The organism is Xanthobacter sp. NM-59, assembly GCF_021401125.1.
GTDB lineage: Bacteria > Pseudomonadota > Alphaproteobacteria > Rhizobiales > Xanthobacteraceae > Xanthobacter.
This window is the reverse complement of record NZ_JACBFQ010000001.1, coordinates 12,621-35,104: the sequence shown is the minus strand read 5'-3', so window position 1 is coordinate 35,104 and position 22,484 is coordinate 12,621. Positions and strand designations below refer to the sequence as shown.

Annotated in this window: 21 protein-coding genes and 1 tRNA gene; 6 read left to right on the top strand and 16 right to left on the bottom strand. The window is 66.5% G+C overall.

Annotation, left to right across the window (positions count from 1 at the left end; genetic code table 11):
- Nucleotides 1-4 precede the first annotated feature (4 nt).
- The 6 genes from L0966_RS00145 to L0966_RS00120 all read right to left on the bottom strand — a co-directional run bounded on the left by L0966_RS00145 (nucleotide 5) and on the right by L0966_RS00120 (nucleotide 3,864).
- On the bottom strand, nucleotides 5-340 hold the full coding sequence (locus tag L0966_RS00145) for a hypothetical protein (protein WP_234049823.1): 336 nt from the start codon (nucleotides 338-340) through the stop codon (nucleotides 5-7).
- Nucleotides 337-597: a hypothetical protein gene (locus L0966_RS00140; RefSeq protein WP_234049822.1), complete on the bottom strand. Its 261-nt coding sequence runs from the start codon at nucleotides 595-597 to the stop codon at nucleotides 337-339. Before L0966_RS00140 ends, L0966_RS00145 begins: the two co-directional genes overlap by 4 nt.
- A complete protein-coding gene (locus L0966_RS00135; RefSeq protein ID WP_234049821.1) occupies nucleotides 594-761 on the bottom strand; it encodes a hypothetical protein in 168 nt (55 codons plus the stop codon). The genes L0966_RS00140 and L0966_RS00135 overlap by 4 nt, the downstream gene beginning before the upstream one ends.
- Nucleotides 761-1,000 carry a hypothetical protein gene (locus L0966_RS00130; RefSeq protein ID WP_234049820.1) on the bottom strand — a complete coding sequence of 80 codons (240 nt, stop codon included), beginning with the start codon at nucleotides 998-1,000 and terminating at the stop codon, nucleotides 761-763. The genes L0966_RS00135 and L0966_RS00130 overlap by 1 nt, the downstream gene beginning before the upstream one ends.
- 111 nt (nucleotides 1,001-1,111) lie before the next feature.
- The gene (locus tag L0966_RS00125) at nucleotides 1,112-1,303 is read right to left on the bottom strand and encodes a hypothetical protein (RefSeq protein WP_234049819.1); all 192 of its coding nucleotides are present in this window, start codon (nucleotides 1,301-1,303) and stop codon (nucleotides 1,112-1,114) included.
- 74 nt (nucleotides 1,304-1,377) lie between these two features.
- Complete coding sequence (locus L0966_RS00120; protein WP_234049818.1) at nucleotides 1,378-3,864, bottom strand: DNA-directed RNA polymerase; 2,487 nt, start codon at nucleotides 3,862-3,864, stop codon at nucleotides 1,378-1,380.
- 410 nt (nucleotides 3,865-4,274) lie between these two features.
- Here L0966_RS00120 and L0966_RS00115 point away from each other — a divergent pair, with 410 nt between their 5' ends.
- Nucleotides 4,275-6,065: an ABC transporter ATP-binding protein gene (locus L0966_RS00115; RefSeq protein ID WP_370640579.1), complete on the top strand. Its 1,791-nt coding sequence runs from the start codon at nucleotides 4,275-4,277 to the stop codon at nucleotides 6,063-6,065.
- A 127-nt stretch (nucleotides 6,066-6,192) separates the two neighbouring features.
- A tRNA-Asn gene (locus tag L0966_RS00110) sits at nucleotides 6,193-6,268 on the top strand.
- A gap of 350 nt (nucleotides 6,269-6,618) precedes the next feature.
- Here L0966_RS00110 and L0966_RS00105 read toward each other — a convergent pair.
- Nucleotides 6,619-8,064 (bottom strand): DUF1254 domain-containing protein, encoded by a 1,446-nt coding sequence (locus L0966_RS00105; protein ID WP_234049816.1) that lies wholly within the window; start codon nucleotides 8,062-8,064, stop codon nucleotides 6,619-6,621.
- A gap of 187 nt (nucleotides 8,065-8,251) precedes the next feature.
- Between L0966_RS00105 and L0966_RS00100 the strand changes: the two genes are divergently transcribed.
- Nucleotides 8,252-9,262 (top strand): AraC family transcriptional regulator, encoded by a 1,011-nt coding sequence (locus tag L0966_RS00100; protein WP_234049815.1) that lies wholly within the window; start codon nucleotides 8,252-8,254, stop codon nucleotides 9,260-9,262.
- A gap of 104 nt (nucleotides 9,263-9,366) precedes the next feature.
- On the opposite strand, the gene L0966_RS00095 is transcribed toward L0966_RS00100, so the two are convergent.
- From L0966_RS00095 to L0966_RS00075, 5 genes are all read right to left on the bottom strand, one after another.
- Entirely contained in the window at nucleotides 9,367-11,148 is a 1,782-nt protein-coding gene (locus tag L0966_RS00095) for a methyl-accepting chemotaxis protein (RefSeq protein WP_234049814.1), read from the bottom strand.
- A gap of 624 nt (nucleotides 11,149-11,772) precedes the next feature.
- The gene (locus L0966_RS00090) at nucleotides 11,773-12,534 is read right to left on the bottom strand and encodes a substrate-binding domain-containing protein (protein ID WP_234049813.1); all 762 of its coding nucleotides are present in this window, start codon (nucleotides 12,532-12,534) and stop codon (nucleotides 11,773-11,775) included.
- A 185-nt stretch (nucleotides 12,535-12,719) separates the two neighbouring features.
- On the bottom strand, nucleotides 12,720-13,412 hold the full coding sequence (gene msrA, locus L0966_RS00085) for a peptide-methionine (S)-S-oxide reductase MsrA (protein WP_234049812.1): 693 nt from the start codon (nucleotides 13,410-13,412) through the stop codon (nucleotides 12,720-12,722).
- 358 nt (nucleotides 13,413-13,770) lie between these two features.
- Nucleotides 13,771-14,247: a peptide-methionine (R)-S-oxide reductase MsrB gene (msrB, locus tag L0966_RS00080; RefSeq protein ID WP_234049811.1), complete on the bottom strand. Its 477-nt coding sequence runs from the start codon at nucleotides 14,245-14,247 to the stop codon at nucleotides 13,771-13,773.
- Between the two features lie 112 nt (nucleotides 14,248-14,359).
- Entirely contained in the window at nucleotides 14,360-14,812 is a 453-nt protein-coding gene (locus L0966_RS00075; RefSeq protein WP_234049810.1) for a nuclear transport factor 2 family protein, read from the bottom strand.
- A gap of 315 nt (nucleotides 14,813-15,127) precedes the next feature.
- On the opposite strand from L0966_RS00075, the gene L0966_RS00070 reads away from it, so the two are divergent.
- The 3 genes from L0966_RS00070 to L0966_RS00060 all read left to right on the top strand — a co-directional run bounded on the left by L0966_RS00070 (nucleotide 15,128) and on the right by L0966_RS00060 (nucleotide 18,194).
- Nucleotides 15,128-15,658 (top strand): RNA polymerase sigma factor, encoded by a 531-nt coding sequence (locus L0966_RS00070; protein ID WP_234049809.1) that lies wholly within the window; start codon nucleotides 15,128-15,130, stop codon nucleotides 15,656-15,658.
- Nucleotides 15,655-16,434: an anti-sigma factor gene (locus L0966_RS00065; protein WP_234049808.1), complete on the top strand. Its 780-nt coding sequence runs from the start codon at nucleotides 15,655-15,657 to the stop codon at nucleotides 16,432-16,434. Before L0966_RS00070 ends, L0966_RS00065 begins: the two co-directional genes overlap by 4 nt.
- Nucleotides 16,435-16,691: 257 nt before the next feature.
- A complete protein-coding gene (locus L0966_RS00060) occupies nucleotides 16,692-18,194 on the top strand; it encodes a sensor domain-containing diguanylate cyclase (protein WP_234049807.1) in 1,503 nt (500 codons plus the stop codon).
- Nucleotides 18,195-18,205: 11 nt separating this feature from the next.
- Here the strand turns inward: L0966_RS00060 and prpB are convergent, their stop codons facing one another.
- The 4 genes from prpB to L0966_RS00040 form a co-directional block, all read right to left on the bottom strand.
- Nucleotides 18,206-19,123 (bottom strand): methylisocitrate lyase, encoded by a 918-nt coding sequence (gene prpB, locus L0966_RS00055; protein ID WP_234049806.1) that lies wholly within the window; start codon nucleotides 19,121-19,123, stop codon nucleotides 18,206-18,208.
- 12 nt (nucleotides 19,124-19,135) lie between these two features.
- On the bottom strand, nucleotides 19,136-20,317 hold the full coding sequence (prpC, locus tag L0966_RS00050) for a 2-methylcitrate synthase (RefSeq protein ID WP_234049805.1): 1,182 nt from the start codon (nucleotides 20,315-20,317) through the stop codon (nucleotides 19,136-19,138).
- 131 nt (nucleotides 20,318-20,448) lie between these two features.
- Nucleotides 20,449-21,996, bottom strand: a complete 1,548-nt coding sequence (locus L0966_RS00045) for an MmgE/PrpD family protein (RefSeq protein WP_234049804.1) — start codon at nucleotides 21,994-21,996, stop codon at nucleotides 20,449-20,451.
- Nucleotides 21,993-22,361, bottom strand: coding sequence for an acyl-CoA thioesterase (locus tag L0966_RS00040; RefSeq protein ID WP_234050779.1), 369 nt, complete (start codon nucleotides 22,359-22,361; stop codon nucleotides 21,993-21,995). Before L0966_RS00040 ends, L0966_RS00045 begins: the two co-directional genes overlap by 4 nt.
- Nucleotides 22,362-22,484: the final 123 nt, after the last annotated feature.

Sequence of the window (22,484 nt, the reverse complement as noted above, 5' to 3'; positions counted from 1 at the left end):
GCGTTCACTCGCCGCTGTGCTTGGGGTCGAAGAGGTCGAACTCTTCCTGCTCGAAGATGGCCTCGGCGAGCATCTCCTTGATGGCATCGAGCGCCTGGGCGACCGCCTGCTCCTCGGCCTGATTGGCGGCCTGGACGGCATAGTCGCCGAACGCATTCAGGAAAGCGGTGCCGAACGCATGCTCCGACGCGCCGCAGTCGATGAGGACCTGGGTCACGATGGCGGAACCGATGGCGAGGCCGGAACGAATGGTGTTCGGCATGGCGCCGTCGATGGCGAGGCCCTCGTCGGTGAAGGTGATGTTGACGTCGCCCATGTTGATGGTGCCGTGGATGTTCATTTCAGCTCGTGCTCCGCATAGAGGCGCAGCGCCCGGAACTCGGGACGCTCGCCGTGGATGGTGTCGGCCATGAGGTTCTGGGCGACGTTGAGGACTTCGTGGGGGTTCACTCGGTGCACCCGGCAGGCGGCCAGGAAGACCGAGGCGAGGCCGGCGCACTGGAGGGCCGGCGGGTGATCCTGAAGGCGGTCGATGAGCGTCATCGCCACCTGCGCAACCACCTCGGAAGGCGCGTTGACGAGGGTGTCGTGGTTCATTCGTCGAGAAGGAGACCTTCCTCCTCACAGAACTCGCGATAGATCTGGGCGGCTTCTGCACAGCCCTCCCAGTTATCGACGCCGGCCGCTTCCAGGGCGTCCACCCAGACTTCCGCCCGGAGGAGCCGCTGGTGCTCTTCCTTAGTGATCGTGACGGTTTCCATCAGCCGACCGCCTCTTCGCTGGCAGCGGCACGGGCGGCGGTGTTCACGACGACGAGATGCGGACGAGCCTTGAGGCCGCTCTCCATGACCACCATGGCGGCGGTGAAGCCCTCCACCTTGGTCACGGGAATGCTCATGTAGCCGCCGGGGCCGCGCTTCACGTGCGCCACCTCGTCGCCGATGCGGATGTCGTTGCCGAAGATGTCGGTGAAGGCGGGGGCAGTGGTGGTGTCGTTCATTTCAGGGGTTCCTGTCGTTGTTGAAGGTGTCGAGGAGGAGGTCGGAGAGGAAGTCGAGGCCGAAGAGGAAGATGGCCCCGACAACACAGGCTCCGAGGATGACGAGGAAGGTCACCGAGGCCGGTATCCCTTCACGTTGTGGCCGTAGGTATCCCAGACGATGTCACCGAACGCCCGGTACCACTGCCGGCGCTCGTTCGAGGTCATGCTGGCGAAATCGAAGTTGGTCCCGTCCGCCAAGGTGGCGTCCCAATGGGCAGCGCCGATGCGGATGGTGATGGAAGGCTTAGGAGAAGCGTTCATGGGCTGGATGTTCCAATTTAGGCAAGAGTGGCGGGAAAGTCCGTTCGAGCGTTTATTACGCCTGAACGTACCTTCTAAGCAAAGAAGTAGGCGGACTCCCGCACCCGTTGAAGGTCGAGGGTTCCCATCTGCGGAAGCGGAGGGATGTCGAACTCCGACGCCTCTGGAGGAAGGGCCGCGACCACGGCATCCCGGAACTCGCGCAGCACATCGTGCTCTTCATACATATCCACGAAGGCCGAGCGCAGGTGCTGCGACAGCCGGTCGGTGTCGGCCGCGTAGGTCCCATAGCTGTCGTGGATCATGGCGAAGGCACCGATGCCATCGTCAAGGCACCTGTTGATGGTGAGCATCATGGCGCTGGCATCCATGCTGTGCACGAAGTTGGGCGAGATGCCCAGGGCCTGCCGGCTGACGTGGAGCTGGTCGGTGTCCTCCTGGTAGTAGACCTTGACCACGGCCCCGCGCAGCCGGCTCTCGACGCGGCGGCGGCGCAGGTCGCGGTATTCCTGGTGCGCCACGAAGCCGCTTGGGGTGGTCCACTGGAGCGGCACGCCTGCCTTCGCGGCCACTCGCGCGACCTTCTGAAGCCACGACATAACGGCCCTCGCCGCGACCACCACGTCGCCGATGGCGGCCCAGATGGTGGAGGCCAGATAGGCTTCCGCCTTGGGCAACTCGTCGCCAAAGTTGTGCCCCTTTCCATCCTTGATCTGCTCTCGGACAGCGGCGCGGGTGTACTCCAGGCAGCTCGTCATCGTGCCCCCATAGGGCAGCACCATGACCGGGCGCTTGGTGATCTTCCGGTTGAGGCCGAACGCCAGCCAGCCATAAGCCCAGCGAGCCTTCTCGTCCTCCCGACCCTCGGCACGGGCATCAGCCACTTCCTTTGCCAACCGCTCAACCGCGCGATCCGCCACCCGCTGATAGATGTCCTGCGGGACGTCGGAGGGCACGAGGTTAACCGCCGCGCCGCCGACAGGGTCGCGCAGCATGGCGCTGAAATGTTGGAGCCCGTTGCAGCTCCCGTCCTGGGCGACGGGAAGGTGGGACACGAAGGCTTCGGGGCTGTTGCTCCAGTCGATGGCGCCGAACTCGAAGCACCACGACAGGAACTCCCAAGGCTTGTCCGCCTCGGTCCACCAGCGGTTCGAGAACGGATCGCGGGCGCAGGCAGCGGCGGCCTCCCGGTGCTCCATGGCCCAGGAGACGCGGTCGTCGAAGCTGACCTTGTCCACACCGAACTCGTTGGCGCCGTGGATGCCGAGCCAGCGCAGCCCGGTATCTCCGAGGGGCTTTCCGGGGCCGAAGTGCAGAAGCGCCTTGCCACGATCGGAGCCTTGCGGGTGCAGCGTGTTGGGGATGGAGTAGACTCTTCCGCGAAAGTCAAGCTGTTGCGGAAAATAAATCTGCGCGTCGCCCCGATACTCCTTCCCTATCGTCAGGAGCTGCGCCAGCTCAAGCCGCCGGCCTTCATCCTCCGCGTTCTGCTCATAGACGAGCTTCGCTTTCTCCTTCCAGGCCCGCCGCGCGGCCTCGTTGGTGTCGATGTCGGCCGGCCGTTCGGGAAGCGGGTTCGGGTTGGGCGGGGGCATCCCAGGAAGGAGGATGCCGCGCTCGTCCGCCTCCAGCATGACGTCGAGGACCTTCCCATTGATCGCCCATGGCGTTTCCTGGATGGCGTTCATGGCCCGGTAGATGGCGGGCATCCCTGGCGCCGCCTTCAGGGCTTCGACATGGGAACGGTAGGTCCGCTTCACGACGCAAAAGCTGCGGATTGCGTGCGTCAGATAGCCACCCCCAGTGGTCCCCACCCACTTGACGGGAGGGACGACGGTGGGCGTGAGCGAGGGGCGAAGAAGGCCGGCCTTGCCGTTGAAGTCAGCGATCCACCGGCGGCCGAACTCCGTCATCTCGACCACCTTGACGGTGCTGTTCTTGCGTTCATGGACATCAAAGACCGTCATGAGCCCAGTGCGCTCGATGAGGATGTCCACAAGGCGGGTTCCGACCTGCATCTTGTCGGCACGGCTCCACCGAGGAAGCTCGATGTCCGCCGCTTTGGCGGCAGCGGAGAAGATCAATTCAGCGTGAACCGCGTCCCACGATTTGCGTTTCACGTCGCGGTCAACGGTCCGGTAGAGCTTCGGCGCGGCGTTATCGAACACCGCCATGCGCACCTCGTCTTCAAGCACCGAGCCAATGTGGTGAGTCAGACGGCCCAGCGGGCAGCGCCCCGCCGCATAATTGATGGTTTCCTTGATGGTTAGGTAAGCGACGAGGTCGGGCTCCATCTCGCCGATCTTCGACATGACGATGGACGGGCGGCCCATCTTCCGCGCCCGCTCCGCCGCGAACAGTTCGGCCACGCCATCTGCCATGGGCTGGATGAGGGACCGGATTGCATTCATAGCGCCGGGCGTCTCGCTGGCGAGCCCCTTCGCCTCCGCCTTGGAGACCAGGGTTTCCATGCGATCAATGCCGCGCTCACGCATGAAATGCTCAAGCGTGGCCTCGCGGCTGCCGTCCTCGATTGCCACGGAATTTGTCACTAGGTCCATTTGTCACCAAATCCGTATGTTCAGCCGGATTATCCGCAAAGCTGACTTCTCTGGCAGTAAGCCACTTTGCGGATACGCTTTTTCGGACTGTACGTTCGGACGTCATGGCTGTCACCGCCCTGCAAATCCGTGTACGGGGGTTCGATTCCCTCCGTGGCCTCCACGGTGCCCGGCACATTTCTCCCAGCCTGCCGAATGCCTCGACGCCCATATGGGCAAATTAGAGCGCGCGGCGGCGGAATAGCCTCGCAGATGCCAAGCACCGCACGCGCAGGCCACGCTCGCGTTTGATTTGCCCGCGATTGACTTGCCAGGGCCATGGCGCTTGAACAGCGCACAAGCGGCCGGCCGTTCGCCCGCCGCCGGAGAACCGCATGAACGCAAAACCGGTGCCCCCTTCGCGGGATCCCGTGAGCAGTGAAGAGACGACGTCGATCCTGCGCCGCCTCCTGCTCTCGGATGGCAAGCGACATTGGAAGGGCTATGCCCTTGCCCTCTCCTTCATGGCCATGATGGGCGCCTGCACGGCCGCCCTCGCCTACCTCATGAACGATGCCGTCAACGCCATCTTCATCACGCCCACGCCGGAGGCGGTGTGGCTGGTGTCGGGCGCGGTGATGCTGCTTTCCGTGGTCAAGGGCGCTTCCGCCTTTGGCCAGACCATCGCCATGGCGCGGGTGGGCAACCGCATCGTCGCCGACAATCAGAAGCGCGCCTTTGACCGGCTGCTGCAACAGGACGTGTCCTATTACGCCACCCGCCACACGGCGGAGGTGTCGTCGCGCTTCGCGGCCGGCGCCAACGGGGCGCGGGGTACGCTGGATCTGGTGATCTCGTCCATCGGGCGCGACCTGCTGTCGCTCCTCATGCTGGCGACGGTGGCCATTGTGCAGGATCCGTTCCTGGCCATCATCGCGCTGGTGGTGATGCCCACGGCGGTGTTCGGCACGCGCAAGCTCATCCGCCGGGCCAAGGGGCTGTTCACCACCGGCTTCAAGTCGGGCGTGAAGCTGTCCTCCATCGCCATCGAGGTGTTCCAGGGCATCCGCACGGTGAAGGCGTACACGCTGGAGCCGGAGATGCGCGCGCGCACCCGCTCATACATCGATGACGTGGAGCGCAACGCCAACCGGCTCGTGCGCACCCAGGCCAAGTCCAGCCCGCTGATGGAAACCCTGGGCGGCCTCGCCATCGGCGGCGTCATTCTCTATGCGGGCTACAACGTGATCGTGGCGGGCAAGTCGCCGGGCCAGTTCTTCTCCGTACTGACCGCCCTGCTGCTCGCCTACGAGCCCGCCAAGCGGCTCTCGCGGCTGCATGTGGAGCTGGTGACCCACCTGATGGGCGCGCGCATGCTGTTCGAGCTGCTCGATTCCAAGGCGCCCGAAGAAGAGCCGGCCGGCACGCCGGACCTGCCGCGCCCCCACGGGCGGGTGGAGCTCAAGGACGTGGTGTTCGGCTATCGTCAGGGCGAGGCGGTCCTGCGCGGCCTCAACCTCGTTGCAGAGCCGGGCCAGACCACGGCCCTGGTGGGCCAGTCCGGCGGCGGCAAGACCACCGTCATCAACCTCATCGAGCGCTTCTACGACCCGCAGTCCGGCGTGGTGAGCTTCGACGGGGTGGACACGCGCACCGTCACGCGCCGCTCGGTGCGCAGCGCGGTCGCGCTGGTGAGCCAGGATGTCTACCTGTTCTCCGGCACCGTGCGCGAGAATATCGGCTTCGGCCGGCCCGGCGCCACCGAGGACGAGATCATGGCCGCTGCCCGCGCCGCCCATGCCCACGACTTCATCATGGGCTTCGAGTACGGCTACGACACCCATGTGGGTGAGCACGGCACGCAGCTTTCCGGCGGCCAGCGCCAGCGCATCGCCATCGCCCGGGCCTTCCTGAAGGATGCGCCCATCCTCCTGCTCGACGAGGCTACCGCCGCGCTCGACAGCGAGTCGGAAGCGGAGGTCCAGAAGGCCCTCAGCGTGCTGCAGAACCAGCGTACCACCATCGTCATCGCCCACCGGCTCCAGACCGTGGTCAAGGCCGACAAGATCTGCGTGATCGATAGCGGCCGGGTTCTGGAATCAGGCACCCACGAAGAGCTGCTCGCCAAGCGCGGGCGCTACTATGGCTTCTATCATCTCCAGTTCGCCCACGACCAGGCGACGCCGGGCGACGACACGCCGGATACCCTTCTGCGCGCTTGATTTTCGCGTTCCCCGACCCGCTCGGGCCGGGGAACTTTCCACAGGTTGAAACAACCCTTTTCGCTTTAGGGCTTCACAAGCGGAAAACCGGTTGCTATATCGCCGGCCTCGGTCGGAAACGACCTGGTCCCCGATAGCTCAGTTGGTAGAGCGTTCGACTGTTAATCGAATGGTCGCAGGTTCGAGTCCTGCTCGGGGAGCCACTTCTTTCGCACGCTGCGGCGCGATGCCGAACCACCAGCCTGCAACTTCCTCCAGCTCATGAACGCTTTAGCGGCTCGCGACGTCGCCGATGATGGCCAGCGAGACCCCTTGCGCGCGATAAGCGTCACGACGCCAGCCCCTGCCGGGCGCCAGCGCGGCCTTGTCGCAAGGCCGCGATCCCGTGTGATCGGCCGCCTAAGTGCAGCCCATGGCCATTTTTGCCGGTCATTTTTGCTCCAGGGATCGCGGCCAGAGCTTCGCCCATCCGCGAACCGCGATCCTTTTTCGATCCTTGCCGGAGCATGCCCGCCCGACACCGGCGAAAACGCCGGGCATCGGGCGGCTGAGATCAGGCCTTCACCACCGGCGGTGGGGCCCAGGAGCCATCGAGAATCGACGGTGCAGTGCGGTTGGGCCAATAAAGCCGCATGGTCATGGCGAATGGTGCGGCGGGCGCGGGCAGCCAGTTCGCCTCTTTGTCCGCGCCGGGGGACTCGTTCTGAAAGTAGAGCGTCAGCGAGCCGTCCTTGTTGTAGACGAAGCTGTTGCGCGTACTGAGCGTGAGCCTGTTCAGCTTGTTGGGATAGAACCACAGCCCGTTGTCGATCTGGTACATGGTGATGGACCAGAAGGCCTTGGCATTGACCGGCGGCATCTCCCCCTTCCGGAAAGTGAGCGTATAGCTGTTGCGGCCATCGAGCTTGGCGCCGGAGCCGTCCACATAGGTGGTCGGATAGACCGACACCTCGGGCTGCTGGGCCGGCCAGCCATTCGAGGCCCAGATGGCGCGAGTGAGATAATCAGTGCCATAAATCGCGCCCGTTGTGGTGACGCGCCAGCCGTTCACGTTCTTGCCGAGATGGGCCCAGCCCTCATTGAGCTTGTCGGTGACGATCTGCGGCACGTCCTTCAGCGCCGCCTGTACCTCCGCGCTCAGCTTCGACATCTCGAACGGCTGGCCGGGCACGATGCCGATTTTGGCAATCCGCGCGAGCAGCGGCGCATCCTCGGCGGCAGGCTCCGCCGCGGCGGGGATCAGCCGCGTCATCCAGTTGAAGTAGCCTTCCAGCCCAAGGGCGAGGATCACCTTCTGCGGCGCCTCGTCCATCTTGATGCCCACATCCTCCACCGGCGGCGCGGCGAAGGTGTAGTCCTTGCCGTAGGCGGACAGCGGTACGACCTTGTACTGGTCCTGCAGCTTGTGGACGATCGCCAGATCCTCGGGGGTATCGAGCGCGTAGGTGCGGCCGAGCACGCCCAGATAGCGGGTCGGGTAGGCGATATGCGTCATGCCCTTGGGCACCTCGCCCTTCCACCCGGGACCGGTGAAGAGATAGGTGGCGGCATCGGTTCCAGTGGTGTTGGTGCCAACGGAGTGCTTCACCACCATCCACAGGTCGACCAGCTCGAAGTTGAAGAAGCGGTCCGTAATCTGGGGGTGGCTGAAGACCATGGGCTCCTTCAGGTCGAGCCAGGCCATGGAATAGAGCGTGTCCGCATTGGTGGCCGAAACGCCGCGATAGGTCGCCGGCGGATAGCCGCGGACATTGAAGAACGAGCCCATCGGGGCGCTCATCAGCCCAGCCTTGGCCACGTTGCTCATCTGCAGGCGGGTGATGTCGGTGGTGATCAGCGAGTAGCCGTAGACATAGGCGTCGACGGCGATCTGGCGCGCCTCTTCTACAGCAGAACTCGCGGCGCGGGCGGCGGGCATGGCCGCGGCCAGCGTTCCCAGCGCAGTCGTCGCCAGGAAGGCGCGACGGGACATCGCGCCTGGACCAAACATTTCATTCATGGGAAGTCTCCCTTAGCTGGGCGATCCTCGGGGCTGCCCCCGGCCCGGAAACGCCCGGAGCGCGGAAAAAGCCGCAAAAGGCATACGCCCTCGTGATGTTTTGCGCGCGATGCTAGGCGTGCTACCGCGTCCCCTGTTTGCCATTTCTCGCCAGCGGGGCCCGATGACCGACCCATCCAGGACAGCCTTGCAGAGGGTCAGCCCGGCGGCGGCATTGCCTGCAGTGCTGGAAGAGCTGGGGATTGACCCGCGGCCGGTGTTCGCGGGCTTGAGCTTCGGTCCGCGCGATCTCGTCAGCGGTGCGCGGGTGCCCTTCAGCCAGGCGCTGGCCATGATGGCGCGGGCCTCGGCCCTCGCCGGGCAGGCCGAGCTGGGCGTGCGCGTGGGCGCGCGCAACGACCATCGCTGCCTCGGACCGGTGGGGGAACTGATGGCCTCGGCGCCAACCGTCGGCCAGGCGCTCGCCGACTATGTGAGCATGCAGGGCGGCATGTCCCAGGCTGCCTGCTCCTACCTCATCCCCATGGGTGAGTGCACGGCGCTGGGTTTCGGCATCTACGACCGCCAGGCCCCGGGCGCCGATCAGATTTACGGCCTGGCCATGGGTGCGGGCGCGAACATGATCCGCAGCCTCTCCGGCGGGGCCGTCATGCCGCTTGAAGTGCACTTCTCCTTCAGGCCGCCGCCGACCCCCTCGCTTTTCGAGGCCCTGCTGCGAACCGAGGTCCGCTTCAATCAGCCCCAAACCTGTATTCTGCTGCGGCGGGTGGATCTGTCGGCCCCCTGCCCCACCTTCGATCCGGCACGGCGGGAACATCTGCTGGCCACGCTGTCGGCGACCTTGGGCCTGTCCGCGCTTTCCACCACGGAGCGGCTGCGGCATGTGCTGCGACCGGCCCTGAGCCTGAACGAGACATCCCTCGATGCCATCGCCCGGCGCCTTCACACCTCGCCGCGCTCCCTCGACCGGCGCCTGGCTGCGGAAGGCACATCCTTTGCGCGCGAGCGTGATGCGGTGCGCTTCGTCATGGCCTCGGAACTGCTGGCGCTGACGGAGCTTTCCATTGGAGAGATCTCGGCCGCGCTGTCCTATTCCACCCAGAGCGCCTTCGTGCGCAGCTTCCGCCGCTGGAGTGGAATGGCGCCTTCAAGGTGGCGTTCAGGGCGCCCCACCCCGCAAGCACAGGCGGAACCTTAGCCGCCGCTCTTCTTCAATGGGTGCCGGCATCCGGCGCGGCTCCGCCATCGCGAAGGCGCCCGCTGCGGGCAGCGGGCGCCTTGCCTTTCTTCACCGCCGGAGGATCACGCCGCGCGGACGTTCGACAGGAACGAGTGAACCTCACCGCGCAGGCGCTCGGCCTGCTTGGCCAGCTCCTCGGCCGAGGCGAGTACCTGGGTGGACGCCGCGCCGGAATCGCGCGCGGCGATGCTCACGCTCTCGATATTCTCGGACACCTGCTTGGTGCCCACGGCAGCCTGCTGGACATTGCGGGCGATTTCACCGGTCGCCGCCATCTGCTGGGTCACGGCGGAGGCGATCAGGCTGGAGACGCCGTTGATATCGTCGATCGACTTGTTGATGGCCGCCATTGCGTCCACCGACTCGCGGGTGGAGCTTTGAATGGCGGAGATCTGGTCGGCGATCTGCTGGGTCGCCTTGCCGGTCTGCTCCGCGAGGCTCTTGACCTCGGAGGCGACCACCGCAAACCCCTTGCCGGCATCGCCCGCCCGCGCGGCCTCGATGGTGGCATTCAGGGCCAGAAGGTTCGTCTGCTGGGCAATGGCGCTGATGAGGTCGACCACCGCGACGATGCTGGTGGCCGATTCCGAAAGCGACTGCATCTTCGATGCGGTGGCATCGGCATTCGCCGCCGCGTTGCGGGCCATGCGTGCGGACTCCTCCACCTGGCGACCGATTTCGGCGATGGAACCTGCCAGCTCCTCGGCAGCGGCAGCCACGGTTTCCACATTCGCCGACGCCTGCTCCGAGGCCGAGGCCATGGCCGAGCTCTGCACCGAAGTCTCCTCAGTGGAGGCAGTGAGGGTCTGGGCCGACGCCTCAAGCTCGGTGGCAGCGGAAGACACGATGTCGACGATGCCGCCAACCGAGGCTTCAAAGCCCTCGGCCAAACGCGCCATCGAGGCGCGCTTGTCGGCCTCGGCGCGCTGCTTGGCCTCCTCGGCCTCCCGCTCCAGCTGCACCTTCTCCTCACCGTTCCGCTTGAACACCAGGGCCGAGCGCGCCACCTCGCCCACCTCGTCGGCGCGGTCCACGCCCACCACGTTGGTCTGGAAATCGCCCCGGGCAATCTGCTGCAGCACGTCGACGATATGGCGGATGGGGCGGGAAATGCCGTACTGGCCAATCACATAGCCCAGCGCCAGCGCCACGAAAATGCCGATGGCGGCGGCCGCCATCATGACCATGGAGGCCTTGCGGTATTCAGCTTCGGCGCCAACCACCGACGCGCTCATCCGCTGGTCGAGAGAGCCCACCAGGGCGGCAACGCTCTTGCGCACATTCTCAGCCGCCGCGCGCCCGCGCAGAGCGGAATCCCGCAGCACCGCCGTGGCCTCGCTGACCTCCTGATCCTGCACATTCTCCGCCGTGCGCACGGTCGACGCCATCTGCTCCATATAGGTGTCGAACCGGGCCCGGATCTCCTCCAGGCGCGCGCGGTCGGCGGGATCGCTCAGCGCGGTGGAGAGCGCGTCGAGGTACTTATAGAACCGGGCGCGCTCCTCCTCCACCTGCCGCATGATGTCCTTGCGGGCATTCTCGCTCGGATCGATGGCGATGCGATATTCACCGCGGCTGAGCATGGTGATGCCGATGGACAGGCGCGCGCCATTCAGAGCGGCTTCCGAAACGCCGCTCATGGACTGGGCGGTGGAATTGAGGGCGCTCAGCGAGCGAACGCCAATGGCCGTGATCACCAGCGCGGCCAGCGCGAGAACGCCCACCACCATGAGGATCTTCGTGAAGATCTTGAACCGCGCCAGGAAACCCGCACCACTTCCCCCGCCCGGCTTCGAGGAGGCGGCATAGCTTCCGACGGAAACGGCATCATTGGTTACGGACATTGGGACCCTCAGCACTCAACCGATTGACATCACGGGTCGCGTCACACGACCCACGCCTGAGGCGGGGGTACTATTGTACATTTCCGTTGAAATCAACGAAAGATGCGAATGCGTCTCATCATTGGCAGCACTCTCCCGCCACCGGGGGCAGCGGGAAGGTCATGCCGTCGTCACTTCGAATGATTTCTCGCGCTCGGCTCTGCCCCGTACCGGATCCCGGGCCTGCCCGGGAACCAGATACCCGGCAATGACGATTGCCAGTTCGATGCCCCCATCTCAGCGACAATCATTAGCCCCAGGTCACCATCCGCAAATGCAACTTATTGCTAGGATGTGGATTTCCCACCAAGCACAGTTAACAACGGGCGGAATAATGGCTGAATATTTGGCATCCTGCCGCGGATTTAGGCCCTGATCGCCCGCCGATGAAGCATTGAGACAATCGAGGCCAACCCCCGCTTACACCATGCCGGCCCCGCGCCGAGCCCCCTGCACTTTCGCGGCAAAGCCTTTGATGCAAACGCCCGGGGCCAACCTGCCCCGGGATATGCTTTGTCGGCCAATAGTCCCGATCTCCGCGCGTGGCCACTCTGTTACATCTTGTGATGGAAAGTGTCCTGGTGCTCAATGCGCGGGGTTGTGCCAGCCCCATTTCTCAAAAATCTTCGCACCCTGCGGGCTCTTCAGGAAGGCAACGAACGCCTTGGCGGCCGGCTTCGCCTGCCCGCGCGCGGTCTCCACGATTCCAGTGTCACGATAGATGCGGTGCTCGGGGTCGATCTCCACCGTGTCCGCCAGCTGCGGATTGGAGACCTGCCAGATGTTCCAGATGATCCAGGCGTCGTAGGCCGTCTCATCCACCCATTTCTGTTTTGCCACGGCGCTGTTGGGGGCGAAGAAGCCGATATTGGCGCGCAGGCGCCGCACATCGTCGATGCTGCCCGTGCGGCCCGCCACATCTTCCCAGAGGCCGGTCTGACCGGCGCCATGGACGACGAGCACCTTCACCCCCGGCTTCATCAGATCCGCGAGGCCGTGAATGCCCTTGGGGTTGCCCGGCCGCACCAGGATGGCGGAGGCCCTCAGGTACAGCGGCTCCACATCCTCGCTGCGGATCTGGCCATTCATGGCGGCAACGAAGTCGGTCATCATCGCCTCGGAGCCGCTGAAGACGAGGTCGGCATCCTGCCGGGCCTTCTCGATCCAGGCGGATGTGGGCCCGGCGGTCACGGCCACCTCGATGCCCTTGGCCTTTCCGAAGGCGGCGGCGGCCTCCTTCATGGCCGGCAGCGGACCACCCGGCCCGTAGATATTGAGGTCGGCGGCACAGGCGCTCGACATGCCGGCGGCAAGGGCCGCGATGGCCAGAACGGCAAGCTTGATCATGAAGACTGTCTCCAGGGCACCGCCGCTCTCAGGAAGGGGCAGCACGGCAGCGCGGACCGGAAGGGATCCGGCGGATGGGTTGGCGGCGCCGCCCGTTGGAAAGCCCAGCGTGGCGGCGCCTGAAGGATCGACTCCGCTCAGCCGGATTTATTCCCACCGCCGATCAAGAATTCGCCGCCAGCCCCTCAGCGCCCGCTTTGCCCCACCAGCACCGGCACGGCGCGGTAGCGATCGGGATAAAGGCGGGCGAGATTGCGGATCTTGGGCAAATCATTGACGACGATGTACGGATTGCCGGGATTTCGAGTGAGGAAGTCCTGATGCGCCGCCTCGGCCGGAAAGAAAGCGTGGCCCGGCTCGATCCGCGTCGCGATGGCGGCATCATAGATCCGCGCGCCGTCGAGCTGGGCGATATAGGCCTTGGCAATGCGCGCCTGCTGATCGTCCATGGGAAAGATGGCGGAGCGATACTGGGTGCCGTGGTCTGGTCCCTGGCGGTTGAGCTGGGTCGGATCGTGGGCCACGGAAAAGTAGATCCGCAGGATCTCGCCATAGCTGATCTGCCGGGGATCGAAGGTGACCTTCACCGACTCCGCATGCCCCGTGGCGCCGCTGCTCACCATGCCATAGCGCGCGGTCGCACCCTCCCCGCCGGCATAGCCGGAGACGGCGCTCGTCACGCCCTTCACATGCTGGAACACCCCCTGCACGCCCCAGAAGCATCCGCCGGCCAGCACCGCCACCTCGCTGGGGGCGGTGGCGGTCTCATCAAGCGCCGGCGGCGGAACAGCGATGCCCTCCTGTGCCGCGCCCGGCACGCTCGCGCCCACCAGCCACACGGCCGCAAGGCCGAGAAGGAAGCCACGTCTGGCTGTCATCACATCTCTCCCTGTTCAGCCGGGCCCCGGCTGGAAGCGAAGGCACAGGCCTCGACGCCCGGTTTGATGCACCCCACCTCAAACATACGCTCTGCGAAGACATACGCTCTCCGAGGGCACCGGGCCGGCGGATGGGCACCCAGAGCCATAGGCCTTTGACCCATGCGCCCCGTCGAGGGCGAGGCGAAGGCGACCGGCCCACACTTGCGACCGCGCCGCCACCACGTCACAAAGCTCAGCTCCATGCCGCTCTGAAGGGACGGGCCATTGAGCGAAAGGGCCCGACCGCCCGGAGAGAGCGGCTGAGACCGTTGCGCGTGCCAGCTCGGCAAGCCTGCGGCAACCGCACCATGGCGCCTCACCCCACCGCCGGAGCGAAGCTCAGGGCCACGCCGTTCATGCAATAGCGCAGGCCCGTGGGCGGGGGCCCGTCCTTGAAGACGTGGCCGAGATGCCCGCCGCAGCGCGCGCAATGCACCGCCGTGCGCGCCATGCCGTAGGAGAAGTCGCGGGTTTCGCCCACCGCCCCCGCGAGCGGCGCCCAGAAGCTGGGCCAGCCGGTGCCGCTGTCGAACTTGGTGGCGGAGGAGAAAAGCGCATTGCCGCAGCCGGCGCAGGCGAATGTGCCGCGCCGGTGCTCCTCATTGAGCGGGCTGGAATAGGCCCGCTCCGTCCCGTCCTGGCGCAACACCGCATATTGCTCCGGCGTCAGCCGCTTTCGCCATTCCGCGTCCGAGTAGGACACCGGAAAAGTCGCCGCCAGCGCGCGCGGCCCAGGGGCAAGGCCGATGGCGGCGAGCGCGCTGGACAGCAGCAGGCAACGTCGTGTCAGCATGGTGATCGCTCCCTGTGTCCCTGTGGCCCGCTCCTCGGGTGGCAGTCATGGACACGCTTCCAACGGCACGCATGAGGGCGGGGCGCACCCATAGCGACCGCCCGTGGTTGCTTCAACGCGCAGCGGCCGGTTTGACCTGCCACACCTCGTCCACCAGGCTGCCCTCGCGATAGACCAGCACATAGCGCACCCCCACCTTGGCCTTGCCGGCGAAGGTCACGTCGGCGGTGACGGTGGCGCCCTTGGGGTTGGCCGCCTCCGAGATCGCGGCAATGGAAGCCTGCTGCGGGCCCTGCGCGGCAGCGAACTTCGACCACACGGCGGTGAGCGCTTCCGGCCCCGCATACGTGCCGTCCAACGGACCGCCGATCCAGTGCAGCTGCGCACCCGGAGCATAAACGCCGGTGACGGCCACAAGATCCCCGGCGGCGATGGCCGCGACGCGCGCGCGGGCAAGATCTTCGGCCGGGCCCGCCAGAGCGGCGCTCGCGGAAAATGCCAGCACGGCGAAGGGTGCGGCCAAGGGTGCCGCGAAGGGTGGCGCGAAGGCGGAAAGTGTCCTCATGGTGGATCCCCTTCTTCAGGAACGGACATGACGTTGACCCACCCACCCCCGGCTTTATTCCCGGGATTTCAGATTTTTCCCTCGGTGGTCGCCGGCGACTCATGCCGGCAAAAAAATCATGCGCGTTGGGAATAAATCGACGCTACATGGGGTCCCACCGTTGATCGGGCTCGGTGCCCGATGGAGATCCGCAATGCCCTTCCCCTCCGCCCGCGCTCGCCCTGCGGCGACGCCCGCGCCTTCCGCCGGATGGAAACGCGGATCGAGGGCGCACGGGCGCGCGGGCGGAGGAGCAACGCCGACGGAGAAGTCCGCATGAGCGCCGACATGGCGAGCCTCATCACGCCCGTCATTCCCGCCTTGCGGCGCTATGCGCGCGCGCTGCTGCGAGACCGGGCGGCGGCGGACGACCTCGTTCAGGACTGCCTGGAACGGGCGGTGGGCCGCTGGCATCAGCGCCGGGAGGATGGGGACGCCCGCGCGTGGATCTTCGCCATTCTGCACAACCTCGCCATGACCCGCCTGCGCCGCGCGTCGGCCCGCCCCCAGGCCGTGCCCATCGAGGAGGCCGGCGAGGGTGAGCTTGCCCACGCGGCACCGCAGGAGGAGCAGTTGCACTACCAGGACGCCCTTGCCGCCCTCGGCCACCTGCCGGAGGAGCAGCGCGCGGTGCTTCTGCTGGTGGGCGTCGAGGACCTTTCCTACGCGCAGGCGGCCAAGGTGCTGGACATTCCCGTGGGCACGGTGATGTCCCGCCTGTCGCGCGCCCGGGAGCGGCTTCATGATGCCATGTCGGACCATGCGCGGCGCGAGAGCGCCCACCCGCACCTGCGGAGAGTGAAATGAGCATCCGCCCCGTTACCGAGGACGACCTGAACGGCTATGTGGACGATGCCCTGACCGCCGAGCGCCGCGCCGAGGTGGTCAGCTATCTCGCCGCCCACCCCGAAACCGCGGCGCGGATCGAGGCTTTTCGCGCGGAACGCGACATGTTGCGCGCCGCCCTCGCTCCTGTTGCCGAAGAGCCCCTGCCGCCCGAGCTCGACCTTCAGCGCATGATCGAAGCCCGTGCCCGCCCAAGCTGGCGTTCGCACTGGAGGACGGCGGCGGCGGCCGTGCTGCTGCTTGCCGTCGGCGCCGGAGCGGGATGGATGGCGCGCGGCTTCCAGACGCCCCCGGCCGAGGGCCTCCAGGCGCTGGGCCAAGAGGCTTCCGCCAGCTACGCCGTGTTCGCGCCGGACCGCGCCCGGCCTGTCGAAATCCGCGCCGAGGATCGCGCGCAGCTTGCCGCCTGGACCTCGCGGCGTCTGGGGCGGCCCGTGGCCATCCCCGATCTCGCCGCGGCCGGATATCGCTTCATGGGCGGCCGCGTCGTGGCCACCGAGCATGGCCCGGCCGCCCTGTTCATGTATGACGACGACCAGGGCAAGCGCCTGGTGATGCTGGCCCGGCCGATGCAAGCGGATGCCGAGGCGCCCATGACGCCGCACGCCGGGCATGGGGTCCATGGCTTCAGCTGGTCGGACGACGGCCTGGGGTACAGCCTGGTGGGCGATGACGACCCGGCGGCGCTCCACCCCGTGGCCGACATCGCGCGCCGCCAGATCCGCAAGCAGGCCTGATCGCCGCCCCCAACCGAAAGCACGCCGGGCCGTGACGCACACCGAGCAGACCGCGGACCGGCCCAAGGCGCGCGAGCGGATGCACAGCGTGACAACGGCCATAGATTTCAACGAATACGAGCCACACCCTGAGGTCGTATATTCCAGCAAAAACCGGTGAGAAAGCCCTCCTGCTGGCGGCGAAAGCATGTTTCCTCGCGCTCAATTCGCGGTAATGAAGGAAGCAACGGATCTGGATGCCGGCAAGAGTGAGCCGCATGGACATAGGGCCGAAACGCCTCGCGAGGGGCCCCCTTTTCCCAGCCGTGGTGGCTGCGCTGATCGCGGCCATCGTGTGCGTGCAGGGCTACATTCTCCACCGCTCCCACGAAGCGACCTGGCTTTTGGCTGAGCGCTCGGCGGAAAACGTCCTCAACACCCTGGCCGCCAACATCGAGCGCAACCTCGACACCGTCCAGCTTTCGCTGATCGGCCTGGAGAGCGCCTCCCTCATCGAGAACATCGATACGCTGGACCCCACGGTCCGCAGCATGCTGCTGTTCGATCGCGCGGCGAGCGCCAGGGACCTTGGCGCCATGATCGTGCTGAGCGCCAAGGGCGACATCCGCTTCGATTCCAGCTCCCCCATCCCCCGGGTGGGAAATTTCTCGGACCGGGACTATTTCCGCCTCCAGCTGGAGCCCGGGCGCGGCACCTTCATCAGCCGGCCTTTTCCAAGCCGCCTGCGCAATGGCGAGCCCAGCATGGCCATGAGCCGGCGCATCTCCAATCCGGATGGCAGCTTCGGCGGCATCGCTGTCGCCTCGATCCGCATGGAATTCTTCCGCAAGCTGTTCACCAAGGTTGACCTTGGCGCGGACAGCGTCATTGCCCTCATGCGGACCGACGGCATTCTCCTGTTCCGCCATCCGCCGCTCGGGCACGACACGCGCATTGGCACCGACATCGCCACCTCGCCCATCTTCCAGAAGCTGCTGGCTGCACCGGGAGACCACATCACCGAGCGTTCCACCCTCGATGGCATCCGGCGCTATTATGTCAGCGCGCGCATCGGCGGTTTTCCTTTGATGCTCGCGGTCGGCATCTCCACCGCAGCGGCCATGAAGGATTGGAATGAGCGGGCGCTCGTCACTATGGTCATCACGGCCGTGGTGTGCGTCCTCATCGTCCTGCTGTTCCGGGCCCTGCGCCTGGCTTTGGTGCACAGCCAGGACATGGAGGAGCAGCTGGAAATCATGGCCGTCACCGATGCACTCACGGGCATTCCCAACCGCCGCGCCTTCGACATGGCCATGGGCAACGAGATGAAGCGGGCGGCGCGCTACAAGACGGAACTTTCCGTGCTGATGGTGGATGTCGACCACTTCAAGAGGGTCAACGACACCTATAGCCACGCCATCGGCGACGAGGTGTTGAAGCGCGTCGCGCGGCATATTTCCGAAGCCATCCGCCGTCCGGGCGATTTCGCGGCCCGCTATGGCGGCGAGGAATTCGTCGTACTGCTGCCCTGCACCGGCGCGCCGGGCGCCCAGATGATCGCCGAGCGAATCCGCCGCTCCGTCATGGTCATGACTCCAAGCCCGAATGCCCCCGCCCTGCAACAGGTGACGGTCAGCATCGGCGTGATATCCCAGCACGTCACCCACGGGCAGAGCGAGCGCACCCTGCTCCAGATCGCCGATGATGCGCTGTACGCAGCCAAGGCGGCCGGTCGCAACAAGGTGGTCACCGGCCCAGTGACCACCTCCAGCGCCGCCTGAACCGCTCGCGCCTATTGCGCCGCCAAGGGGGGCACCACGGTTGCCACGATGGAAGCGTCGAGCGCCTCGAACGCCTTGAGGCCGATGGTGTTGTAGAGCTCGGCGCGGGTCTGCATCTCCCCCACCATGGACTGGGTGGAACCCTCGCGGGCAAGGATCGCGTAGAGCTTCTCCTGGGCCTTGTTGGCGACCCGCAGGGAGGAGACCGGCCAGATGACCAGCCGATAGCCCATCGCCTCGAATTCGGCGGCGGTGAAGAAGGGCGTACGGCCGAACTCCGTCATGTTGGCGAGCAAGGGCACGCCGGGCATGCGGCGGGCGAACTCGCGAAACATCTCCGCATCGGTCAGGGCCTCGGGAAAGATGGCGTCGGCGCCGGCTTCCACATAAAGCCTTGCGCGGGCCACGGCGCCCTCGATGCCCTCGCTCGCAGCGGCATCGGTGCGGGCGATGAGATAGAGGTGGCGCCGGGCTTTGGCGGCGGCGGCCACCTTGGCCGCCATGTCGCGGGCATCCGCCAGCTTCTTGTCGTTGAGGTGGCCGCATTTCTTGGGCAGCAGCTGATCCTCGATATGGACCGCGCCGGCGCCGGCCTCCTCGAAGGTGCGCACCATGTGCATCACATTGAGCGCCTCGCCATAGCCGGTGTCGCCGTCCACCAGCAGCGGCAGGCTGCTCGCCCGCGCGATCTGCCGGATGAAGAAGGCCACCTCATCCACTGTGATGATGCCGAGATCGGGCAGCCCCATGGAGGCGGTCATCGCCGCGCCGGACAAATAGAGGGCCTCGAACCCCGCGCGCCGCGCCTGCAGCGCCGCCATGCCGTTGTGGGCGCCGGGCAGCTGCAGAATGCCACCCCGCTCCACCAGCGCCCGGAAACGCAGGCCCGCGGGTTCGGCGGGAAGGTCGGAAGAGATGAGATAGGGCATCTGTCTACTCCTTCACGCGGCCCGGATGGCGGCGCGTCCGCGCGCCTCCAGCGGCACGAATGCCTGATGCTCCGGCCCCACATAATTGGCCGAGGGACGGATGATCTTGTTATCCGCCCGCTGCTCCAGAATGTGCGCGCTCCAGCCCGAGGTGCGGGCGATGACGAACAGGGGCGTGAACATGGCCGTCGGCACGCCCATCATGTGGTATGAGACGGCGCTGAACCAGTCGAGATTGGCGAACATCTTCTTCGTCTCGCCCATCACCTGCTCAATGCGGGCGGCGATATCGAACATCTTGGTGGAACCCGCCTCCAGCGACAGGCGCCGCGCCACCTCGCGGATGACGGCATTGCGCGGGTCGGCCACCGTGTAGACCGGGTGGCCGAAGCCGATCACCACTTCCTTGGCGGCCATGCGGCGGCGAATGTCGGCTTCCGCCGTGTCCGGATCGGCGTAGCGCTTCTGGATCTCGAAGGCGACCTCATTGGCGCCGCCGTGCTTGGGCCCGCGCAGGGCGCCGATGGCCCCGGTGATGGCCGAGTAGAAGTCAGCCCCCGTGCCGGCAATGGACCGAGCGGTGAAGGTGGAGGCGTTGAACTCGTGTTCCGCATAGAGGATCAGCGAGGTGTGCATGGCCCGCACATGGCTCTCGGACGGCGCGCGGCCATGCAACAGGTGCAGGAAGTGGCCGCCAATGGTGTCGTCATCCGTCTCCACCTCGATGCGCCGGCCATTCTGCGAAAAGTGATGCCAATAGAGCAGCATGGAGCCGAGGGCGGCCATCAGCCGGTCGGCGATGTCGCGCCCGCCGGCCGGGTTGTGGTCCGCCGCCTCGGGCAGCACGCAGCCCAGGGCCGAGACGCCGGAACGCATCACATCCATGGGGTGGGCGGCGGCGGGCAGCTCCTCCAGGGTGCGGCGCACGGCGGCGGGCAGGCCCCGCAGGCTTCTCAGCTTGGCCTTGTAGGCGGAAAGCTCCGCCAGGGTGGGCAGGCTGCCATGAACGAGAAGATGGGCGATTTCCTCGAAGGTGCAGCTTTCAGCCACGTCGAGAATGTCATAGCCGCGATAGTGCAGATCGTTGCCGGAGCGGCCAACGGTGCACAGGGCCGTATTTCCGGCCACCACGCCGGACAGGGCCACGGACTTCTTCGGCGCGGCCTTTCCCGCGCTCGGCTGATGCTCGGACATCTGATCCTCCTCGAAGACCGATTGGAGATGGCGCAAGGCCACAGGTGATGGGGACGCACGCACTGCCGCGGACCGGCGGCCCCCTCCCCCGCGAACGGAAGAGGGTTCCGCGTCCGGTCCGGTGGCGGTGGTCAGGCGGAGACCACGGCGAGTTCCGGCGCCGCGCGGCCACGCCAATCGAAGACGCCGGTGGCGCGGGCGGCGCCGAGCAAGGCCGGATCCACCTGGAAGGTGAGGCCGCACAGATCGTCGGCCTTCAGCCTGGGAAGGCGTTCCACCGTGCCGAGGAAGCGGTCCTGCTCCGCCGGCGAGACCACGCCCTTTGCCAGCTCACGGAACTTGGCGATGTATTCCCGCCGGCCGAAGGGGCGCGCGCCGAGGGGATGGGCGTCGGCGATCGCCAGCGCGTCCTCGATCACCCGGCCGTCCTTCAGCGTCACCACCACACGGCCGCCGAAGGCCTTCTCCTTCGGGTCCCGCGCGTGGTAGCGGCGGGTCCATTCCGGATCCTCGACGGTGGAGATCTTGTGCCACAGCGCGATGGTGGAGGGCCGGCCCGCCCGCTCCGGCGCATAGGAGCGCACGTGGTGCCAGGCCCCGTCCTCCAGCGCGACGGCGAAGATGTACATGATGGAGTGGTCGAGGGTCTCCCGGCTGGCCTTCGGATCCATTTTCTGCGGATCGTTGGCGCCGGTGCCGATCACATAATGGGTGTGATGGGACGTGTGGATGACGATGGACGCCACCTGCGCCAGGTCGCCGATCTTCGGCCCCAGCCGGCGGGCCAAATCGATGAGCGCCTGGCTCTGGTATTCGGCCGAATGCTCCTTGGTGTAAGTGTCGAGGATGGCGCGCTTCGCCTCGCCTTTCTCCGGTAGCGGCACGAGATATTCCGCCTTCGGGCCGCCCAGCATCCAGGCGATGAAGCCATCCTCGCCCTCCCAGGCCGGGGAAGGGGCGCCCTCGCCGCGCATCACGCGGTCCACCGCTTCCACCGCCATCTTGCCAGCGAAAGCGGGGGCATAGGCCTTCCAGCTTGAAATCTCACCCTTGCGCGACTGGCGGGTGGTGGTGGTGACGTGCAACGCCTGCTGCACCGCCTGATACACCGTCTCGGTTCCCAGCCCCAAAGCCGCGCCGATGCCCGCGGCCGCCGAGGGGCCGAGATGGGCGATGTGGTCGATCTTGTGCTCGTGCAGGCAGATGCCCTTCACGAGGTCCACCTGGATCTCATAGCCGGCGGCGATACCGCGCGCGAGCGCCTCGCCATCGAGCCCGCAATGCTGCGCCACGGCCAGGATGGGGGGAATATTGTCGCCGGGATGGGAATATTCGGCCGCCAGGAAGGTGTCGTGAAAGTCGAGCTCGCGCACGGCCACGCCATTGGCCCAGGCCGCCCATTCCGGCGACACGCGCCGGTGCGGAGAGAGGCCGAACACGGTCGAGCCCGGCTGATAGGGGTGGGCGAGCGCCTGCGCCCGCGCGCTCGCCACCGGGCGCCGGGCGAGGGAGGCCGCCGCCACCGCCGCATTGTCGATGATGCGGTTGCCGATCATCTCGACGACATCCGGCTCCACCGGCACCGGATCGGTGGCGACTTCCGCGATCTTCCAGGCCAGCTGGTCGGCCCGCGCCAGGTGCTCGGCGGACTTGTAGGTGTGGACGTGATGCTGCTTCACGGGGCGTGATCCTCGGCTGAATTGGAAAGGGAAGGCACGGGCACGGGTCGGCCGGCGGCATCCACCGCCACCATCTCGAAGGCCCCGCGCACGGCGAGCCTGCGGGCACCGGAGAGGAGGGCCTCGGCCGTCATCTCCACCTCCACCGTCATGGAGGTGCGCCCCACCCGGGTGACGCGGGCGCAAAGCTCCACGATCTCGCCCACCCGCACCGGCACGTGAAAATCGGTCTTCTGCGCGCTCGCCATCACCACCGGCGCGCGGGCGCGGCGGGTGGCGGCCACGAAGGCCGCCTTGCCCAGAAGCGAGAGGGCGTTGCCGCCGAACAGGGTGCCGTAATGATTGGCCTGATCGGGGAACACCATCTCCAGGAACAGCGTTTCCGCCGGCACCGGAATGGCACCCTCACCCGCGGCAGAGCGCGCAGCGGGGGACTTGACCGGGGGCTTGACCAGGGGCTTGGCGGCCTCGCGCGGGATGGCGGCGGG

Bases quoted from the DNA above. Each gene is read 5' to 3' on its own strand.
- L0966_RS00060 (WP_234049807.1), top strand. From the start codon at position 16,692: ATGGACATAGGGCCGAAACGCCTCGCGAGGGGCCCCCTTTTCCCAGCC.
- prpB (WP_234049806.1), bottom strand. From the start codon at position 19,123: ATGCCCTATCTCATCTCTTCCGACCTTCCCGCCGAACCCGCGGGCCTG.
- L0966_RS00095 (WP_234049814.1), bottom strand. From the start codon at position 11,148: ATGTCCGTAACCAATGATGCCGTTTCCGTCGGAAGCTATGCCGCCTCC.
- L0966_RS00140 (WP_234049822.1), bottom strand. From the start codon at position 597: ATGAACCACGACACCCTCGTCAACGCGCCTTCCGAGGTGGTTGCGCAG.
- L0966_RS00070 (WP_234049809.1), top strand. From the start codon at position 15,128: ATGAGCGCCGACATGGCGAGCCTCATCACGCCCGTCATTCCCGCCTTG.
- msrB (WP_234049811.1), bottom strand. From the start codon at position 14,247: ATGCTGACACGACGTTGCCTGCTGCTGTCCAGCGCGCTCGCCGCCATC.
- L0966_RS00105 (WP_234049816.1), bottom strand. From the start codon at position 8,064: ATGAATGAAATGTTTGGTCCAGGCGCGATGTCCCGTCGCGCCTTCCTG.
- L0966_RS00145 (WP_234049823.1), bottom strand. From the start codon at position 340: ATGAACATCCACGGCACCATCAACATGGGCGACGTCAACATCACCTTC.
- L0966_RS00090 (WP_234049813.1), bottom strand. From the start codon at position 12,534: ATGATCAAGCTTGCCGTTCTGGCCATCGCGGCCCTTGCCGCCGGCATG.
- L0966_RS00065 (WP_234049808.1), top strand. From the start codon at position 15,655: ATGAGCATCCGCCCCGTTACCGAGGACGACCTGAACGGCTATGTGGAC.
- prpC (WP_234049805.1), bottom strand. From the start codon at position 20,317: ATGTCCGAGCATCAGCCGAGCGCGGGAAAGGCCGCGCCGAAGAAGTCC.
- L0966_RS00135 (WP_234049821.1), bottom strand. From the start codon at position 761: ATGGAAACCGTCACGATCACTAAGGAAGAGCACCAGCGGCTCCTCCGG.
- L0966_RS00075 (WP_234049810.1), bottom strand. From the start codon at position 14,812: ATGAGGACACTTTCCGCCTTCGCGCCACCCTTCGCGGCACCCTTGGCC.
- L0966_RS00120 (WP_234049818.1), bottom strand. From the start codon at position 3,864: ATGGACCTAGTGACAAATTCCGTGGCAATCGAGGACGGCAGCCGCGAG.
- L0966_RS00125 (WP_234049819.1), bottom strand. From the start codon at position 1,303: ATGAACGCTTCTCCTAAGCCTTCCATCACCATCCGCATCGGCGCTGCC.
- msrA (WP_234049812.1), bottom strand. From the start codon at position 13,412: ATGACAGCCAGACGTGGCTTCCTTCTCGGCCTTGCGGCCGTGTGGCTG.
- L0966_RS00130 (WP_234049820.1), bottom strand. From the start codon at position 1,000: ATGAACGACACCACCACTGCCCCCGCCTTCACCGACATCTTCGGCAAC.
- L0966_RS00040 (WP_234050779.1), bottom strand. From the start codon at position 22,361: ATGGTGTTCCCCGATCAGGCCAATCATTACGGCACCCTGTTCGGCGGC.